Here is an 18,177-nt window from a genome sequence, read left to right on the forward strand (position 1 = left end):
CAGGTGCCCGAAGGTCTTCCTCTCAGCAATCGCCATCGCAGCTCTCGTCATCTATTGGCTATGAGTCCTGACCCTAGCGGACAAAGCGGCCATTCGGTCAAACCATTGCGGGCAAATTGGGTCGAATTGAATCAAGGGCAATTATTTCATCGATTAATTAGATTTCCCAAAATCGATCCTTCCCGAACCAGAGTCACTTAAGTCGAAAATTGCATTCAATCTACACCAGCACACGGCAAAAAAGCGGTCAAACCAAGGCCCGGCAACTAAGCGTCGCCGCCAATCTAAGTTTACTCGGCTGGTGACCAATTTGGGCCGGGATCATAGGTCGATATCTCAGCTGTTATTTCAAGCGTATCCGGCCCAAAGTCCGCTTCGAACACGGTGCCGTTTTCACCCACGAGAAAAGAATGGATACCCGTTTCTCCGTAGTCCGCAGGCACCGCAAGCAAGGCGTGACCCGCCACGAACCGATCGCCGACAAAATAGGAATAGGCACCACCCGGAGCATTTGGTCCCTGCCCCTGCAAAATTGCGAAGTAGTAACCGAGGAAAGGTTCAGGTTCGAAATCATCCGCACCGTCGCTCCACCCCGAGGCGGTGGCGCGGGCAAGGGCTTCGCCGACAAAACTGTCTTCTTCTGGCCAGAAGAGGCCGTTTCGTGCGCCGGGATCCGATATGATCGTTTGGGCAAATTCCATGACGCCATCGCCATTGTGGTCCAAAAGACGAAACGCCGCCTGAAGATCAACATAGGCCTCAAGCGTTTCGATTACTTCCAATTCATTCAGTCCGATTTCACGGGCGGAAAGCTCCTCTACCCCGGCTTCTAAATCAAACTTCCAACCATTCTCAGCTTTCAGAATTGGGATCGGAAAGGCCCAACTATCTTCGCCAAGCAGAAGAAAAACCCCATCATCCTCGGGCTGAAAGCGGTATCCTTCAGCATACATGCCAAGCACTTCCTGCCTTCGTTGCTGATCTTCCACCGGATCACCCGTTCCGATTAGATCTTCTGCCTCTGGTCCGAAAATCTCGAGCAGCTTGTTCTGATCATCGGCCCTTAACGCTTCGACAAAAGCGTCCAGCGCGGTTTGCGGAGTTTCGAACAGGGCACCGTCGGAAAACGCCGGTCCTGTAGCCACTGCGATCACTAAAATAGAAAAAACCGATTTACGCATGTTACCGCCTCCCCTTGCCTTTGGCAGCATGTCCCCGTTTGGACGCCTTGTGAGCTTTGCCGCCTGAAGATTTTTTCTTCATAGCCTTACCTTTGGACGCAGCGGGTTTTTGCTGAGCCGTGGCCTTTTTTACCTGAGGTTTCTTAGCTGCTTGCGGTTTCTTTTTGACAGGCTTCTTCGCCGCATCTGGCCGTTTAGTCCGATCGATGGCCTGCTGCTTGGCAGCAGCCTTGTCCCGATCAACGTTACCGCGATTCACCTGCGGCAAGGACTTGCCCCCACTACCTCGATTGGCCAGAGCACCGCTCGCGATAGCCCCCGCCCCTGCACCAGCTGCAACTGCTGCCGCACCTCCCCTGCTAATGTCTGCAGCACCGGATTCACGGCTCAGTTTTGCGCGGAGTTCGTCCGTGCGACCCTCGGGGCGGTTGACAGGCAGGTCGCCGCGACCACCTTCCGGCCTTTTGTGATCAGCGATCTTGTCCCGGGCTTCCTTTTTTCGGTCAGGATCGGGTTTCCATCCGATATCAGTTCGGTCACCAAGATCTATATCGTTACCGATATTGACGTTGCCGTCGACGTCTATGTCGATGTCCGGGTTTCTGTATATCGGGCCACCGCCCCATCCGCCGCAATTCCGGCACCCCCAATAGTCATACCAATCGTCGTCATCGTCGAAAATCTCGTCGATCAGCGCCACGGTGCCAAATGTCAGCAAGGCCGCGCCCACTACGTCCCCGGTCGACGGGCCGGTATAGACAGTCTCGGGATTATATTGCGGGACGTACACTGTTTCGGGTTGTGTCGGAGTAATTACAACCGTTTCTTCATCAGATACCTCGACAGTTTGCTCGGGCCCGGAAACAAGAGCTCCGCTGTCAATTGCCTGATCCCGCATTACCTGCACCGCATCCAGTACATCGTCGGACTGGGCCAGCATGGCGGTGCCGACTGTCTCGGTCCAATCGATGTGGGTGGCCATTTGACCGACGACTTCGGGGAACGCCGTGGCCAATACACTTACAGACGGATCCCAGCCCATAGCTTCGATTTCCGGCTCGAGCTCTACGGGGTCGCGGTCGGCGTTATCCAACAAATATCGTTCTGCCTTAACAATCTCCAGTGGCTGAGTGGCCGCAACAAATATCTGTATGAGTAGAGTGTCGGGAAAAAGAGCCACCGGGGCGACCAAAGTTTGCAACTCAGCATCAGATAGAAGATCGGATGAAGTCTCAGACGTAACTTCCGTTGCAACAGTATCGGACGCCTCTTGTGCAAACAGGGCGTTAGATGCGCTTAAACTGAGAGCAAATATTATATATCTAAACATATTGCGATCCTTCAATTTATCGAAGGATCGCCTAAGACCGTGATTCTGGCAACTGGCCTGCCAAATGGAGGATCATTTAGTAAAACACGGTCATTGGTCAAGCTGGCTTGAGCCGTCAATTTACTTACAAGGCCAGCTTCTATTGCGCAGGGCGATTAACTCCCGACAAAACTGTTTTGCGCGACAAGCTTCAGGGATTAATGGGGGCGAAAACATACAGAGCTTTTAGTGCTTCGCTCGGCTCCACCCCCGGCAAAGCGAGACGAAATATCTCTTCCATTGTGCCCTGAGCATACATTTCTGACAGAATACTATCGACAACGAGTCGAAAGTTATCGTCACCCCTCGCGATGGCCAATCCTTGCTTTTCTATCGTCAGTATTTCCTGGGATAGTTTGAATTTGCCCTTTAGTCCCGCAGCAATGTAGTTGACCAGCAAAATCGACTGATCTGCAAAATAGGCGTCAATTTCACCGTCTCGAAGTGCTTTGATACCGTCTGGGTGTGAAGCGAACCGCACCATTTCTGCGTCGATACCTGCAGCTTCAAATGAATTCAGAACGGACGCCTCTGTTGTTGTGCTGCTTCTCATTCCAACCTTCTTTCCCGCGAGTGCACCCATGGTGCCTTCAGCCTCGACTGGTAACAATATGGACGTGCCATCGACATAAGTTGGAATTGAGAAATCAACAATTTCGCGTCGGGAAAGTGTAATCGACGCTGCCCCGCAGAGCATATCCACCTCTCCGGAAGCAACTTTGTCGAAACGATCCTTAGAGTCGACCGGAATGAACTGAACATTCAAATCCTTCAATTCCAGTTTCTGCGCAATTACCTTCGCTACTTGATCGCAAATCAACGGCGACAGACCAAACGGGCGACCTTGGTCGTTAATGTAAGACAACGGAGCAGCATCTGTTCGAAAACCAAATCGGATTTCGTTGTTTTTTGTTATCCTGTCGATTGTTTGGGCAACCGCGCCGGTTGTGAATAGAACCGTCACAATAAGTATAGAAAGCAAGCGCATGGTTTTTCCCTCTTTAGTGGCGTAACACCCTTGTGGAGGTGAAAAGCACCCTGTGTCGAGAGTAAAACACATTGTGTCGCCTAGGAGTCGGTTTGTTGATGAGAGGTGCTGGCATGGCGACGAATCGAAAGCATACCCTCGCAATATTGGCAGATGCCCGAATGCATCTGCTCCTTCTCTGGGCTTAACGCGAGAGAAAAGTCTTGTGGGCAGAGCTTATGCTCGAAGTTTCAAAGGACCCGCGTCAACTGCAAGTCGTTGCGACAACACAACACCGCACCAGTATATTTTCGTGGTGCAAACTGTTGACCTTCGCCGTGACGCTGTACGGTAGGGTTGATATTCAACGGTGAGGTTGAGCGAAGGGTAATGGGAATAGAACTACAACGGAGTTTGGCGGAACTTGGGGCGCGTAAAACCGTACCTTTTGCCTTTGTGTGTTTGCTGTTCTTCGCATCCTGTGCAACCACGAACCCAGAACTTTTGAAGTCCGAGTTGAACGCTCGACCCAGTGCACAGAATGCGTCGCCAAGCGACTACGCCGGGGAAGTTCAATTTAGCATCTCAAACAAGATTCCCGCTCGTGGGAAAAACCTACCTTACACATTTAACGCGGGCATCAGCAGTGCGACGTCAACGCGCCTAGGTTTCCGGGGGCTCTTAGATCTGCGAGAAATCCAAGTCCAAGCGCCCGCGCTTCTGTCGGGTACTCTGGAACAAAGTTGCTCTTTGAATGTTGACTTTGAACTCGACGACGCCCGCGCCAGCGGTGATCTCATTGAACTCGTTGGCTCAGTGGACGTCGAGCTTTATCGTTGTCGAAACGAAGAATCCGAGGGAACCAACGGGCGTGGAGTACGCTTTATCTCGACGACTGTTGGGATCGCCGCAGCGGCACGCGCCAATGTTCAAGATCAATGCGTTCACTTTGATCTTGCCGACGTCGTGCTTCAACCTACCGGGTTTGTCGGCGGGTTGGTTAACCTAATTGGCCTCACAGAGCGCGTCGAGGAGGTCGTTCTCACCAAGGCAAAGGAGTTCACCGAAGAGAATGTGATTTGTCCGGAGATGCCTTCGGAGCTTTCTTCGTTGAATCCGGTTTTCGACGCCGGCGGTACACGAGAAATTGGTGACGGTGGCATCGGTGTTGCGTTGAGCGGCTCAATCGACACCAGTGCGATGACGATGATGGAACTCCTGGCGGTTATGCAATCTCGCGGTATTGTTGGGGGGGCAGGATGATGGATCGGATCTTTCTTCTGATACTAGCTACTGCCGGGCTTTTCGGATCCGCGCTGCTGGCTGAAGAGGTTACCTTCGAAGCAAACGGGGACGTCATGCTAGGAGATCGTGAGTTTCCCGTTGATCTGGCATTGAGACTAAAAGATGTGAACGCGACAAGGATCTCAATCGAAAGTGTCGTAGACCTTCGCCGGGCAAAAGAAATACTTGTAGAGGAACTCAAACGAGCCGCGTTTGTAGATGTCTGCAACGCACTGATCGGTGTGACCGAAGCAACGGCCCGTGCCGACGATACAGTGATTTCGCTAAGTGGGAGGATCGAAGCAGAGCTTTTCCGATGCGAAAGCCGCAGCGACGGTGGATCTATACGCGGCGAGAACACTTTCGCTGGTGGCTTGACGGTGGGTGCTTCCGCTTCGGCCGAATTCAAAGATGACTGCCTTTTTTTCCGTTTGGATGACCTGAGACTTGCTCCGGATCAACTCACCGAGTCGTCCGATGCAAAGGGCAATGTCGAAAAGGTTCGGCAGGTATTCATCGAGACCGCGAACGCAATACTTCAAAGAAACCCGGTATGCCCAGAACTACCTCCCGAACTTGTCTCTCTCTCACCAACTTACGACGCCGGTGGCACACGGGAGTTAGGGGAAGGTGGCGTCGGACTGTTCTTCCGAGGTTCAATCGAAACGAGTACTGAGGCAATTATTGACATCCTTCAGGTACTCCAGTCGAAGAAGGTGCTTCCACCTCCGCCCCGGTGAACCTAGCCAACGGCTTAGTGCGGTAGATAGAATCTAATTATTTCGAAGAACAAGAACGAGTCGTAGAAATGTGCATTTAACGTAGCATCATTCGTGCAATAGATGAGGTCAAAAATGATCCGTTTTGCATCTGTTCTTACCATTTTGCTTGCTTTTTGCGCCCATGCCGAGGACATCCCGAGCACTCAACGCGGCGACAGGCAGTATTCACCTTATCCACGGCAGAGCTTTCCCAATCAGGTCTTTTTTGGCGACACTCATTTGGATACGTCCGACTCTGCAGATGCCGGTATGATCGACAATGTGCTAGGCCCTGAAGAAGCCTACCGCTTTGCCAAGGGCGAGGTGGTGATATCCAGCACCGGTGTCGAAGCTAGGCTGCGCTGACCATTGGACTTTTTGGTGGTTGCCGATCACGCTGAGAACTTGGGTCTCGTGCCGCTGTTGGCAGCGAAAGACGCCACACTTCTCATGACTGAGTTTGGGCAACAACTTAACGCTGCCGTTGAACCCACTGCGAACCCGATCCGTTTCGAAGAAGTCGTGGGCGGCATCGGTGGCGACGAGAAGGTTGCCCAATATGCATGGCAAACTTCGGCGTCGGGAATGGCGGCAGTTTGGGCAAGAGAAAACACACGCGAGGCCATTTGGCACTCTCTTGCTCGGAAAGAAGTCTACGCAACCAAAGGTCCGCGCATGCGCGTTCGCGTTTTTGCCGGATACGATTTTGAAGAAACGGACCTGCCGCGTGCTGATTTTGCCGCGTATGGATATGAAGGAGGCGTCCCGATGGAGCCAATTTAGACCGCATTCAAATCGTCAAAGGGTGGTTAAATAGCGACGGGACAACTTCGGAACACGTTTACGATATTTCTTGCGGCGGGCGCGAACTAGTGAACGCGAAGTGTGACGGGCCCGTTGGCGACACCGTTGACGTTGAGAGTGCAACTTGGACAAACGATATTGGTCAGGCAATTCTATCCGAGTATTGGAAAGACCCCGATTACGATCCGGAACAAAGCTCTTTCTACTATGCCAGAGTGTTGGCAATACTAACGCCACGTTGGACAACATACGATGCCAAAGTGCTCGGAACGGAGATCCCTGACGAAGCCCCACGGTCGATACAAGAGAGGCATACACATCGTCAATCTGGCAGGGACGATTGTTATAAGGCTGAAACCAGAATTTACTTAGTCCGCTTTGGGCTCAAACTACCCCTTCAACGCTTCTGCATGAACAATTGGCTTTCGGTCACGTTTACCCAAACCCCTTCAGGCGATATCCGTGTGCCATAGACCAGTTTCTCGACACCCCTAGCTTGCGCCAACTCGAACGCCGTTGCATAGGTCGGGTCGATATCCGCGGCCAATGCAATTCGCTCACAATCGGTGCGCTGAACCAGATACAGCAGGATTGCGCGATGCCCCTGGTCCACCATAGCTGTCAGTTCCCCTAGATGTTTGGTTCCGCGCGCTGTGACGCTGTCGGGGAATTCGGCCAGACCGGGTTCGCGAGACAGGGTCACGCATTTGACCTCGACATAAGCGTCCTGAAGGCCCGGCTGGGTCAGCAGGAAATCAACGCGGCTGTTCTCGCCGTATTTCACCTCGGGGCGCACGGTTTCATACATTGCCAGCTCGGGGATTTCTCGCGCCATCAGGGATGCGCGCAAGGCTCGGTTCGGAACTGATGTATCGACCCCGGTGAAATGCCCGTTTTCGTGATCGACCAGCCGCCAGCCATATTTCAGCTTTTTCTTCGGGTCGTCATTGGGCTCCAACCATATTTTCTCGCCCGGTTCGGCCAGTCCCATCATCGAGCCGGGATTGGCGCAATGCGCTGTCACCTCGCGCCCGTCCTCAAGCCTGCAATCGGCCAGAAAGCGTTTATAGCGGCGGATCAGATGGGCGGGGACAAGAGGGGTTTCAAATCGCATGCTTCAGGGCCTATACCTGCGGAAAGGGTCGATCAAGGGGGCGCAGGCCATGCAAAATCCAACCGCAGCCATGCTGGTGATCGGGGATGAAATCCTGTCGGGTCGCACCCGCGATGCAAACATGCATTATCTCGCGCAGGAGCTGACCAAGCAGGGGATCGACCTGAAAGAGGTCCGTGTGGTCAGCGATGACGCCGCTACAATCGAAGCCGCCGTTCAGGCGTTGTCGGCAAAGTTTGATCATGTCTTCACCAGCGGCGGGATTGGACCGACCCATGATGATATCACCGCCGATTGCATCGCCCGTGCCTTTGGCGCGCATATCGACATCCGCGACGATGCCCGCGCTTTGCTTGAAGCGCATTACGAGAAATCCGGGCTGGAACTGAACGCTGCCCGTTTGCGCATGGCGCGCATCCCTGATGGTGCCACGCTGATCGACAATCCGGTGTCGACTGCGCCAGGCTTTACCATCGGCAATGTTCATGTGATGGCTGGGGTGCCCTCGGTCTTTCAGGCGATGGTGGCGAGTGTATTGCCGGGTCTGACCGGCGGTGTTCCTCTGCTGTCCCAAACCTTACGGGTGGATCGCGGCGAAGGCGATATCGCCGCCCCCCTTGCGGCACTCGCAGCGGATTTTCAGGATCTGTCCATCGGGTGTTATCCGTTTCAGATCAACGGTGTGTTTGGCGCCAATGTGGTCATTCGCGGAACCGAAGGTGCCCGGATCGACGCGGCCTCAACCCGGTTGGCGAAAGAGCTTGGTCTGTGAGCGTTACCTGGCCTGACGTCGTCGAGGGTACATGGCCATCTGCGCAGCGCCAAAAGCTGGGGCCGTTTCTGGTGCGTCAGGGTCTGGGCGGCGGATCGCGGGTAAGTGCGGCCAATGCGCTGGGGCCTGCCTCGGATGAGGATATTGCGGCGGCCGAGGTCGCGATGCAGGCACTGGGACAAAAGCGCATCTTTTGCCTGTGGCCAGGGGACGAGGCGCTGGATACGCAGCTTGAAGGCCGGGGCTATTCCGTGTTGGATCCGGTCAATATTTACACCTGCCCGGTTGAGCATCTGACTGATCTTCCGCTCCCCCGCGTAACGGTGTTCTCGATATGGGAGCCGCTGGCAATCATGCGTGAGATCTGGGCCGAGGGCGGGATTGGACCAGAGCGGCTGGCCGTGATGGAGCGAGCCCCGGGTCCAAAGACCGGCCTGCTGCTTCGCTATAGTGACCAACCTGCTGGTACTGGATTTGTTGCGATGCATGGGGACGTGGCCATGGTGCACGCACTTGAGATTTTGCCCGCTCATCGCCGTCAGGGCCTGGGCCAATGGGCGATGCGCGCGGCTGCGCTCTGGGCACAGGATCAGGGCGCCGGGACGCTCAGCGTGATTTGCACCAAGGCGAATGCAGGGGCCAATGGCCTTTATCGCGCGCTTGGGATGGAGCTTGCCGGAGAATACCATTACCGTCAGCTGGTTGAAGGAGAGAACCCAAAGTGACCGATCTTGCCCTGCCCACCGCGCTGAACCTTCCGATGGCTGATCCGCTGCCGCCCGAGACGCAGAAATACTTCGACATTTGCGTCGAAAAGCTGGGGTTTGTGCCCAATGTCCTGCGGGCCTATGCCTTTGACATCGACAAGCTGAACGCGTTCACCGCGATGTATAACGATCTGATGCTGGCCGATAGCGGGCTGTCCAAGCTCGAGCGTGAGATGATCGCGGTGGTCGTGTCGGCAATAAACAAGTGTTTCTATTGCCTTGTCGCACATGGTGCGGCTGTCAGGCAGTTGTCCGGTGATCCGCAGCTGGGTGAAATGTTGATCATGAACTACCGGGTTGCGCCTTTGGATCAGCGGCAGCGTGCCATGCTGGATTTTGCGTCTAAAATGACCACCGAAAGCACCAAGATCGAAGAGCCTGACCGGCAGGTCCTGCGCGATGCCGGGTTTAGCGACCGCGATATCTGGGACATTGCCAATGTGACCGGCTTTTTCAACATGTCGAACCGTGTTGCAAGCGCGACCGCGATGTCCCCCAACCCCGAGTATCACGCCCAATCAAGATGATCCGCCGCCTCGCCATATTCCTGTTGCTCATTGCGTCGCCCGTTGTCGGCCAAGAGCTGACGCTGCCTTCGGGCGCGCGTCTGGTCAGCGACCGCACAAGCCCGCTCGACAGCTATGACCTGCCCACCGGCCCCTACGTCGACGGAACAGTCCCAGCGCGCCGGGTCGAAGGGCGGGTCGAGCGCTATACCTGGCGGCTGCAGGCCGGGTCCAGCACCACTTTGCAGCTGCTCGCCCCGTTGCGGGAACAGATCAAAGCCCAGGGGTATGAGGTTATCTTTGACTGCGACGCCCGCAGTTGCGGTGGCTTCGATTTTCGCTTTGGAACCGAGGTTGTCCCGACGCCTGACATGTATGTGGCCATCCAGGACTATCGCTTTTTGTCCGCTGCCAAGGGCGACGAAGTCCTGAGCCTTTTGGTCAGCCGAAACCCGCCCGATGGCTATGTGCAGATGATCCGCGTGTCACCTGAGGGGGCCGAGGCCGCGCCTCCGCTGGTGATCGAAGAAGAGGTCGATCAGGCGCAGGGGCTGTTGGAAGAGCTTGCGCAAGAGGGCCACGTGATTCTGGGCGATCTGCATTTCCGCACGGGCGAAATAACCCTGGGTGAGGGGCCTTTCGGCTCTCTGAACAAGGTTGCGCAGTATTTGTCGGACAATCCCGGAACGCGGCTGGCTCTGGTCGGGCACACGGATGATACCGGCGCACTCGAGGCCAATATTTCGGTCAGCACGGGCCGGGCGCAAACCGTGCGCGCCCGGCTGATCGAGAAATACGGCGTGGCCGCCGATCGGGTCGAGGCGCGGGGGATCGGCTATCTGGCCCCGATCACCTCGAATGCAACGCCCGAAGGTCGCGAACTGAACCGCCGGGTCGAGGCGGTTCTGCTGATCAACTGATCCCTACATCACCCACCACAGGTACAGCGGCAGCCCGATCGTGATGTTGAACGGGAAGGACACGCCCAGCGACAGGGTCAGATAGATCCCGGCCTCGGCCTTTGGCAGCGCGATCTTCATCGCCGCGGGCACAGCGATATACGAGGCGGATGCAGACAGGACCATGAACAGGAACAGGCTGCCTTCGGGCAGGCCGATCACCGCCCCGACCACCCAGGCCATCGCAGCTCCGATCAGGGGCATCAGCATTCCAAAGGCAAACAGACCCAGCGAGAGCTTGTCGCGGTTCTTGATCAGGCTGCGCCCCGCGGAAATGCCCATATCCAGCAGGAAAAGGCACAGGATGCCGGTGAAGGGCGTGACGATGAAGGGCGCAATCATCTGCATCCCTTCGCCACCCGTAACAGCGCCGATCAGGAAGGCCCCGGTCAACAGGACAATCGACCCGTTTGCCAACAGATCGCGCCACAGCCCATTGTCATTGACGCCCTTGCTGCTGGTTTTATGCGCCAGCCAAAGGGCCGAAAGGATGGCGGGAACCTCCATCGCGGCGGCGACAGCAACCATGAAGCCGTCATGATCAAGACCCACCAAATCCAGCAGGCTGGTTGCGGTGACGAAGGTCACGATTGAGATTGACCCATAATGCCCGGCAACAGCCGCCGCATTCAACGCGTCCAGCCGTGTCATGACCCGGAGCAGGCCGAATGCCACAAAGGGGATGACAAAAGACAACGCCACACCGCCTAGCAAAGTCAGGAACAGATCCATGTGGATGCCATGCTCGGCCAGGCTGCTGCCGCCTTTGAAGCCGATGGCCAGCAGCAGATACAGCGACATGAACTTGGCTGCCCCACCGGGGATCGACAGATCGCTGCGGGCAAAAGCCGCGAGCAGCCCGAGGACGAAGAAAAGGATGGTTGGGACCAGCAAGTTGCTGGAAAGGGTTTCGATTACGCTGGGCATTTTGGCTCCTGTCCCGATTTCACGGGCTAAGTGCCTTGCCTATTTTTGTTATCCAAATATTATCTTTCTAATTTTTGGATAGTTTAAAGCTATGAAATGCGCCCAACACTAAGGCAACTCGAATATATCGTTACGGTCAGCCGACTGGGTCGATTTGGATTGGCAGCTGAGGTTCTGAATGTCAGCCAGCCCAGCCTCTCGGCGCAAATTGCCTCTGTAGAACAAGAGCTTGGCCTGCGCATCTTTGATCGTAACCGGGGTGGTGTTCAGGTGACTGCCAAAGGCGAAGAGTTCATCGAACGCGCCCAGAAGATCCTTGCCGAAGTCCGGGATCTGCGCCACGCGATGAGCAGCGAGACACCGGTCTCAGGACGGCTAAGGCTGGGCGTGTTGCCCTCAATCGGGCCCTACCTGCTGCCTCAGGTCATCAAAAAGGTCCATCAGGACCGCCCCGGTCTGCGCATTGTCGTGCGCGAGGAAAACACCCGTGATCTGGAACAAGGACTTAAATCTGGTCGGTTTGATCTGATCCTTTCCACGCCCGAGGATCACCCGAACACAATCCAGCAGCGCTTGTTCAACGAGACTCTGTGGATTGGAGTTGCCGTAGACGATGTGCTGTCAAATGATACGCATGGTGTTACGGCTCAAGACTTGCGCGACCGGCTGATCCTGACCTTGGACCAAAGCCACCGTCTGTCCCGGATCGTCTATGCGCTGGCGGCGGAATGCGGTGGGGTTGTGTCGGATGAATACGAGGGGACCACGCTTGATTCCATTGTACTGATGGCGGCCTCGGGGGTTGGGGTTGCGGTGTTGCCGGACCTGTATGCAAGACGTCAGGGGATTTACCGCGATGAGGTCCATTTGCGCCCGTTGACTATAACAAATGCCAACCGCGATATCGCGCTTCTTTCTCGCAGAAAAGAAGCTGATCTGCCCGGACAGAATATCCTGATCCAATCCTTGCGTACGGTCGCGCAGAGTATGGGGCTGGCCGTGTTCAGCGAATAAAAAAAGGCCCACACTACTTGTGCGGGCCGTTCAGTTTCCACCGGGAGAAATTACCAGTCCATCGGGCCTTTTTCGTTGAAGGCATCGACGAGGAAATCAATGAATGCCCGCACCTTGGGCTGCGTAAAGCGACCGGGCGGGTAGACGGCATAAACGCCTTGCACTTCATCGGGCAGCGACGGCATTGCGTCGACAACTTCGCCCGACTTCAGCGCGTCGGAATAGAGATAGCTGGGCAGATGCGCGATCCCAAGCCCTGAGACCGCAGCGTTCAACAAGGATTGCCCATCATTCACGCTGAGCCACCCGGCGGTGCGAACCTGACGTTTTTCACCCGAAGGTGCGGTCAGTTTCCACACATTGCCCGAAGACTGGCTGGAATAATGTAACAGCTTGTGTTCGTTCAGGTCGTCGATCTTTTGCGGACGCCCGAATTTCTCGATATAGGTGGGCGCGGCGACCATCCGCTTGACGGTTTCGGTCAGCTTGCGGGCGCGCAATGTGCTGTCTTCCAGCTCACCAATCCGCACGGCAACGTCGAACCCTTCCGAGATCAGCTCAACATAGCGATTGTTCAGCACCATATTCACCGTGATGTCGGGATAGGCAGCTAGAAATCCCGACAGAACCGGAGACAGGTGATTCACGCCGAAATCTGTCGCCACACTGATCCGCAGCAGACCAGAGGGGGCAGATTGCATCGAGGTGACCAGCGCATCAGCCTCGCCCGCGTCATTCAGAACGCGGCGGGCCCGGTCATAATAGGCCAGCCCGATTTCGGTTGGTGACACGCGGCGCGTCGTGCGGTTCAGCAGTCTTGCGCCCAGGCGTGCTTCCAGGCTGGAAACGTGCTTGGACACAGCCGATTTTGAGATGCCCATTTTCTTGGCCGCGTCGGTGAAACCGCCTTGGTCCACCACGTTGGCGAAGGCTTCCATTTCGGTCAGTCGGTCCATTCTTGTTCCCCAGGTGTAGGTTCTTTAACTGATCTTTACGTCAAATCTGGGCGGAAACAGGGCGGACATGGGATAATATCAGGGATTTGAATCGGATCGTTTGCGCTTGGGAAACTCTGAAACAGTGGTTTCCATATGGGCCACAAGCCTTTTGACAACGGGTATCCTCGATTTCGGGCCGAAACATGCTACCATGAGGATGGCAAATTTGTGACAACGGAGAAGATTATGAAAGCTGTTTTAGCTATTGCCGCAACCTGCCTGTCGGCGACATTTGCTCTGGCCGGGGGTGAAACACCATCAAACCCCGAAGCGCAGGTCTATTTTGTGAAATTGTCTGACGGCGACGTTGTCCAATCTCCGGTCACCGTGGTCTTTGGCCTCAGCGGCATGGGGGTCGCGCCGGCGGGTACTGAAAAGGAAAACACCGGGCATCATCATCTGCTGATCGACCGACCGCCTTTGGGGCGGGGAGAGGACGGTGCGGATGAGTTGTCTTATGGTCTGCCCGCGGATGACAATCATATCCATTTTGGCGGCGGTCAGACCGAGGTGACGCTGGAAATGGCTGCAGGCGAACATACGCTTCAGCTAGTGCTGGGCGATGCAGGTCATGTACCGCATTCCACGCCCATCGTGTCCGAGGTGATTACGATAACCGTTGAATAAGCGATAAGGGACTTCTGCTGTTGGTATCCGGCGGGCTTTCAGGAATGTCGCCGGGCCACACAGATGTATGGCGTTTACTTTTCCTTTCGAACCGGAAATTCTGCGTGCTAGGAAAGGGAGGGCCAGGATGTCGACAGAGTTCCTACTTACGTCTCTGATCGTTGTGCTTTTACCGGGCACCGGCGTGATCTATACGCTTGCGGTTGGGTTGGGGCGTGGCTTTTGGGCCAGTTTTGCGGCGGCGATTGGCTGTACCATAGGGATCGTACCTGCTGCGCTGGCCAGTATCGTCGGTCTTGCGGCCCTGTTGCATACCAGCGCGCTGGCCTTTGTGGTGCTAAAATACCTTGGGGTGCTGTATCTGTTTTACATGGCCTGGGGGATCGTCCGGCAAGGCGGAGCATTGGATGTACAGAGCCAGAAACCCGCAAAAGGGTATGTGAAGATTGCACTCACAGGCACCTTGATCAATGTGTTGAACCCCAAGCTATCTTTGTTCTTTCTGGCCTTTCTGCCGCAATTCATTCCCGCCGGTACAGGTGCCGCCGAAGCAGAGCTGATCAAGTTGGCCTTGTCCTTCATGGTCATGACCTTTGTCGTCTTTGTTGGCTATGGCGCTTTCGCGGCGGTGGCACGCGACTATGTGATCCAGCGGCCCACTGTCATGGCTTGGGTCAGGCGCTGTTTCGCCGGCGCCTTTGGGGCATTGGGTGCAAAGCTGGCGCTGGCCGACTGACCCCAGTACCAGCAGAGTGATTGGCCCGGTTCTGGACCGGGCCAAGGCATATCAGAAAGTGGTTGCCAGCCGCGTGCCCTGATTGATGGCCCGTTTGGCGTCCAATTCGGCTGCAACATCCGCGCCGCCGATCACATGTGGGGTGATGCCACGTTCGATCAACGTATCGGCCAGGCTGCGGTCCGAGATCTGGCCCGAGCACAGAACAATCGTATCCACCGCAATTACTGTCGGGTTCTCGCGTGCTTCGCCGAAACTCACATGCAGCCCGTCATCGTCGATCCGCTCATAATTCACGCCACCGACGAAATTGACGTTTTTCATCTTCAGCGTTGCGCGATGAATCCAGCCGGTGGTCTTGCCCAACCCTTTGCCATGGGCTTGCGCCTTGCGCTGCAGCAAAGTCACCTGGCGCGCGGGGGCGGCAGGTTGTGGCCCTTCAGGTGCCAGGCCTGAGCGGTGCTCGGCCGGGTCGGTCACCCCCCATTCCTTCATCCAGGCGGGCAGGTCGGTGGTGATGCTGTGGCCTTCTTCCAGAAGGAATTCGGACACGTCAAAGCCGATACCGCCCGCTCCGATCACGGCAACCGATTGGCCAACCGGGGTTTTGTGGCGCAGGACGTCGATATAGTCGACGACATTGTCGCGGTCCTGACCGGGGATTTTCGGATCACGCGGGACGACGCCGGTTGCGATTACCACCTCGTCATAGCCTGCCAGATCATCGGCGCCCACTTCACGCTCAAGCTCGACCTTGATGCCCAGATCAGCAATCATGGCGCGGTACCAATTGACCAGTCCCCAGAACTCCTCTTTGCCCGGAACCTGCTTGGCCATGTTCAACTGACCGCCGATCTCACGGGCACGGTCAAAAATGGTAACGTCATGGCCGCGTTGCGCGGCGGTCAATGCGGTGGACAGGCCTGCCGGGCCCGCCCCTACGATGGCGATTTTCTTGACGCTGTCGGCCTGTGTGATCACCAATTCGGTTTCGTGACAAGCGCGCGGGTTTACCAGGCACGAGGTCAGTTTGCCCTGGAATGTGTGATCCAGACAGGCCTGGTTGCAAGCGATGCAGGGTGCAATCGTCGCCGCCTCAGCAGCGATGGCTTTGTTGACGAAATCCGCATCTGCCAGCATCGGGCGGGCCAGCGAAACCATGTCGGCGCACCCCGTGGCAAGAACTTCTTCGGCGACTTCCGGCGTGTTAATCCGGTTCGACGTGATGACCGGGATCGAGACCTTACCCATCAGCTTTTTGGTCACCCAAGCAAAGGCCGCGCGCGGAACGCTGGTGGCAATGGTGGGAATCCGCGCCTCGTGCCAGCCGATGCCGGTGTTGATGATCGTGGCGCCGGCCTGTTCGATCCGCTGCGCCAGTTCCACAACCTCATCATGAGTAGATCCGTTGGGAACCAGGTCAATCATCGACAAGCGGTAGATGATGATGAATTCCGTGCCGACGGCCTCGCGCGTGCGGCGGACAACTTCGATCGGCAAGCGCATCCGGTTCTCGTAAGAGCCACCCCAACGGTCCTCGCGCTTGTTGGTGTGAGTCACCAGAAACTGGTTGAGGAAATACCCTTCGGACCCCATGATCTCGACCCCGTCATAGCCCGCTTTCTGGGCCAGGACCGCGGCGCTCACGATATCGCTGATCTGTTTCTCGATACCCTCTTCGTCCAGTTCGGTCGGCGGGAACGGAGAGATCGGAGATTTCACAGGGCTGGGTGCGACACATTTCGGCCCATAGGCATAGCGCCCCGCATGCAGGATCTGCATCGCGATCTTGCCACCGGCCTCATGCACCCGTTGGGTGACGATGGAGTGGTTTGCCACTTCTTTGTCGTTGGTCATCATTGATGCCCCCGGCAGTACCGAACCTTCAAGATTTGGTCCAATCCCTCCAGTCACCATCAGCGCTACGCCACCGCGCGCGCGGTCGGCATAGAACTCGGCCACCCGATTCCAATCGCCGGTCTCCTCAAGCCCGGTATGCATCGAGCCCATCAGCACGCGGTTCTTCAGCGTGGTAAAGCCCAGATCCAGCGGGGCCAGCATGTTTGGGTATGCAGTCATCCAGAACTCTCCCTTATAGAATTTGGCTGCCAGATTGACCTTCGCGTCATCTTTGTCACGCGAAACCTAACGTCATACCCTTTGCCTTGGGCCCGCTGCTTGTTACAGACGCTCCAAAGCATGTTCACGAGGCCGCGTATGACCCCCGAAGAGATTGCCAAACTGCCCTACCGCCCCTGCGTCGGGCTGATGTTGATGAATGCCGAGGGTAAGATATTCGTCGGCCAGCGCAACGACCGCCACAAGGACGCCTGGCAGATGCCTCAGGGTGGTGTGGACCAGGGTGAAGACCCGCGCGATGCAGCGCTGCGCGAGCTGTGGGAAGAAACCGGCGTCACGGCAGATCTGGTCGAGATCATCGCCGAGACCGAGGGGTGGTTGCCCTATGATCTGCCGCATGACATCGTGCCGAAGATCTGGAAAGGTCGGTATCGGGGGCAAGAGCAGAAATGGTTTCTGATGCGGTTCTCTGGCCGCGACGATCAGATCGACATTCAGACTGAGCATCCCGAATTCACTCGCTGGAAATGGCAGAAACCGGGCCAGCTGGTTGCCGAAATCGTGCCGTTCAAACGCGACGTGTATGAACACGTGGTTGCAGCGTTTTCGGATCACCTGAACTGACATGATCCCACAGACCTATCCCAGTCCGGACCCATGCCACCGCCGCGCCGATCTGGTCGTGCATCTTATCGGTCTGGCGTTGATTTTGACCGCTGGCGGAGCGCTGATCCGCAAATCGTACCTGATGCTCGACAGCGTGCTTGTTCTTGCGGTTCTGGTTTATGTAGCCTGTGCGTTGGGTTCTAATCTGGCCTCGTGTTTTTATCACTTTTCCCGCTGGCACCAGCGTCGGCAGCTGCTGCGACGCATAGACCATGCCGCAATCTATTCCAGTATCTGCGGCACCTTCACACCCTTTTTCCTGCTGGCCGGTACCGGCTGGACCATGACTTTGCTCTGGTTGTGCTGGGGGCTGACTGTGGTGGCCATCTGGAACAAGATCGCCAACAAGACGGTCAAGTCCCGATGGTCAACAGCATCCTATCTGGGTCTGGGCGCGCTGGGGCTGTGCGCCATACCCGATCTGAAAGATGTCCCCGTTTCAGTCCTGTGGTGCATTCTGGCCGGGGCGGCAAGCTATGTGATCGGCACGGTCTTTTATGCCCGCAAGACACTGCCTTTCCGCTATGCGATTTGGCACGCTTGGGTCAATCTTGGTGGCATTTTCATGTTCGTAGGCATCTGGATCGCCCTGTTCGTGCAGGGATAACCGTGAGGGGAGGGGCTCTGCCCCCTCCCACATATTATA

The 18,177-nt window shown here is 56.2% G+C and carries 18 protein-coding genes and 1 pseudogene; 12 read left to right on the plus strand and 7 right to left on the minus strand.

Annotation, left to right across the window (positions count from 1 at the left end; all coding sequences use genetic code 11):
- Nucleotides 1-290: 290 nt before the first annotated feature.
- The 3 genes from AC2FFF_RS17920 to AC2FFF_RS17930 all read right to left on the minus strand — a co-directional run bounded on the left by AC2FFF_RS17920 (nt 291) and on the right by AC2FFF_RS17930 (nt 3,538).
- Complete coding sequence (locus tag AC2FFF_RS17920; protein WP_281973803.1) at nt 291-1,181, minus strand: DUF2950 family protein; 891 nt, start codon at nt 1,179-1,181, stop codon at nt 291-293.
- Nucleotide 1,182: 1 nt separating this feature from the next.
- Entirely contained in the window at nt 1,183-2,511 is a 1,329-nt protein-coding gene (locus tag AC2FFF_RS17925) for a DUF3300 domain-containing protein (RefSeq protein WP_142639955.1), read from the minus strand.
- Between the two features lie 190 nt (nt 2,512-2,701).
- The gene (locus tag AC2FFF_RS17930; protein WP_281973802.1) at nt 2,702-3,538 is read right to left on the minus strand and encodes an amino acid ABC transporter substrate-binding protein; all 837 of its coding nucleotides are present in this window, start codon (nt 3,536-3,538) and stop codon (nt 2,702-2,704) included.
- 369 nt (nt 3,539-3,907) lie between these two features.
- Between AC2FFF_RS17930 and AC2FFF_RS17935 the strand changes: the two genes are divergently transcribed.
- The 3 genes and pseudogenes from AC2FFF_RS17935 (at nt 3,908) to AC2FFF_RS17945 (ending at nt 6,839) form a co-directional block, all read left to right on the plus strand.
- Complete coding sequence (locus AC2FFF_RS17935) at nt 3,908-4,780, plus strand: hypothetical protein (protein WP_281973801.1); 873 nt, start codon at nt 3,908-3,910, stop codon at nt 4,778-4,780.
- Entirely contained in the window at nt 4,777-5,541 is a 765-nt protein-coding gene (locus AC2FFF_RS17940) for a hypothetical protein (protein WP_281973800.1), read from the plus strand. The genes AC2FFF_RS17935 and AC2FFF_RS17940 overlap by 4 nt, the downstream gene beginning before the upstream one ends.
- Before the next feature lie 291 nt (nt 5,542-5,832).
- Nucleotides 5,833-6,839, plus strand: a pseudogene (locus AC2FFF_RS17945) (DUF3604 domain-containing protein).
- Here AC2FFF_RS17945 and sfsA read toward each other — a convergent pair.
- Nucleotides 6,764-7,480: a DNA/RNA nuclease SfsA gene (gene sfsA / locus AC2FFF_RS17950; RefSeq protein WP_281973799.1), complete on the minus strand. Its 717-nt coding sequence runs from the start codon at nt 7,478-7,480 to the stop codon at nt 6,764-6,766. The pseudogene AC2FFF_RS17945 and the gene sfsA sit on opposite strands and share 76 nt — an antisense overlap.
- Before the next feature lie 49 nt (nt 7,481-7,529).
- On the opposite strand from sfsA, the gene AC2FFF_RS17955 reads away from it, so the two are divergent.
- The 4 genes from AC2FFF_RS17955 to AC2FFF_RS17970 are packed head-to-tail and all read left to right on the plus strand — an operon-like array spanning nt 7,530 to nt 10,445.
- The gene (locus tag AC2FFF_RS17955; protein ID WP_142640091.1) at nt 7,530-8,252 is read left to right on the plus strand and encodes a competence/damage-inducible protein A; all 723 of its coding nucleotides are present in this window, start codon (nt 7,530-7,532) and stop codon (nt 8,250-8,252) included.
- Nucleotides 8,249-8,977: a GNAT family N-acetyltransferase gene (locus AC2FFF_RS17960; RefSeq protein ID WP_271952061.1), complete on the plus strand. Its 729-nt coding sequence runs from the start codon at nt 8,249-8,251 to the stop codon at nt 8,975-8,977. Before AC2FFF_RS17955 ends, AC2FFF_RS17960 begins: the two co-directional genes overlap by 4 nt.
- A complete protein-coding gene (locus AC2FFF_RS17965) occupies nt 8,974-9,546 on the plus strand; it encodes a peroxidase-related enzyme (protein ID WP_281973798.1) in 573 nt (190 codons plus the stop codon). The genes AC2FFF_RS17960 and AC2FFF_RS17965 overlap by 4 nt, the downstream gene beginning before the upstream one ends.
- Entirely contained in the window at nt 9,543-10,445 is a 903-nt protein-coding gene (locus AC2FFF_RS17970) for an OmpA family protein (protein WP_142639969.1), read from the plus strand. Before AC2FFF_RS17965 ends, AC2FFF_RS17970 begins: the two co-directional genes overlap by 4 nt.
- Before the next feature lie 3 nt (nt 10,446-10,448).
- Here AC2FFF_RS17970 and AC2FFF_RS17975 read toward each other — a convergent pair whose 3' ends face one another.
- Nucleotides 10,449-11,411 carry a sodium-dependent bicarbonate transport family permease gene (locus AC2FFF_RS17975; RefSeq protein WP_281973797.1) on the minus strand — a complete coding sequence of 321 codons (963 nt, stop codon included), beginning with the start codon at nt 11,409-11,411 and terminating at the stop codon, nt 10,449-10,451.
- 96 nt (nt 11,412-11,507) lie between these two features.
- Between AC2FFF_RS17975 and AC2FFF_RS17980 the strand changes: the two genes are divergently transcribed.
- Nucleotides 11,508-12,425 carry a hydrogen peroxide-inducible genes activator gene (locus tag AC2FFF_RS17980; protein WP_496751115.1) on the plus strand — a complete coding sequence of 306 codons (918 nt, stop codon included), beginning with the start codon at nt 11,508-11,510 and terminating at the stop codon, nt 12,423-12,425.
- 50 nt (nt 12,426-12,475) lie between these two features.
- Here the strand turns inward: AC2FFF_RS17980 and AC2FFF_RS17985 are convergent, their stop codons facing one another.
- A complete protein-coding gene (locus AC2FFF_RS17985; protein WP_142639975.1) occupies nt 12,476-13,381 on the minus strand; it encodes a LysR family transcriptional regulator in 906 nt (301 codons plus the stop codon).
- 228 nt (nt 13,382-13,609) lie between these two features.
- Here AC2FFF_RS17985 and AC2FFF_RS17990 point away from each other — a divergent pair, with 228 nt between their 5' ends.
- Complete coding sequence (locus tag AC2FFF_RS17990) at nt 13,610-14,050, plus strand: DUF4399 domain-containing protein (RefSeq protein WP_281996025.1); 441 nt, start codon at nt 13,610-13,612, stop codon at nt 14,048-14,050.
- A gap of 127 nt (nt 14,051-14,177) precedes the next feature.
- Nucleotides 14,178-14,786, plus strand: coding sequence for a LysE family translocator (locus tag AC2FFF_RS17995; RefSeq protein ID WP_281996026.1), 609 nt, complete (start codon nt 14,178-14,180; stop codon nt 14,784-14,786).
- A 51-nt stretch (nt 14,787-14,837) separates the two neighbouring features.
- Here AC2FFF_RS17995 and AC2FFF_RS18000 read toward each other — a convergent pair whose 3' ends face one another.
- Nucleotides 14,838-16,865 (minus strand): NADPH-dependent 2,4-dienoyl-CoA reductase, encoded by a 2,028-nt coding sequence (locus AC2FFF_RS18000; RefSeq protein ID WP_281996027.1) that lies wholly within the window; start codon nt 16,863-16,865, stop codon nt 14,838-14,840.
- A 138-nt stretch (nt 16,866-17,003) separates the two neighbouring features.
- Here AC2FFF_RS18000 and AC2FFF_RS18005 point away from each other — a divergent pair, with 138 nt between their 5' ends.
- Both AC2FFF_RS18005 and trhA read left to right on the plus strand, forming a co-directional pair.
- Complete coding sequence (locus AC2FFF_RS18005) at nt 17,004-17,489, plus strand: RNA pyrophosphohydrolase (protein ID WP_281973792.1); 486 nt, start codon at nt 17,004-17,006, stop codon at nt 17,487-17,489.
- Between the two features lies 1 nt (nt 17,490).
- Nucleotides 17,491-18,138 carry a PAQR family membrane homeostasis protein TrhA gene (gene trhA / locus AC2FFF_RS18010; RefSeq protein ID WP_496883023.1) on the plus strand — a complete coding sequence of 216 codons (648 nt, stop codon included), beginning with the start codon at nt 17,491-17,493 and terminating at the stop codon, nt 18,136-18,138.
- The last annotated feature ends 39 nt before the right edge of the window (nt 18,139-18,177 follow it).

Source organism: Ruegeria sp. YTSA226 (assembly GCF_059609905.1).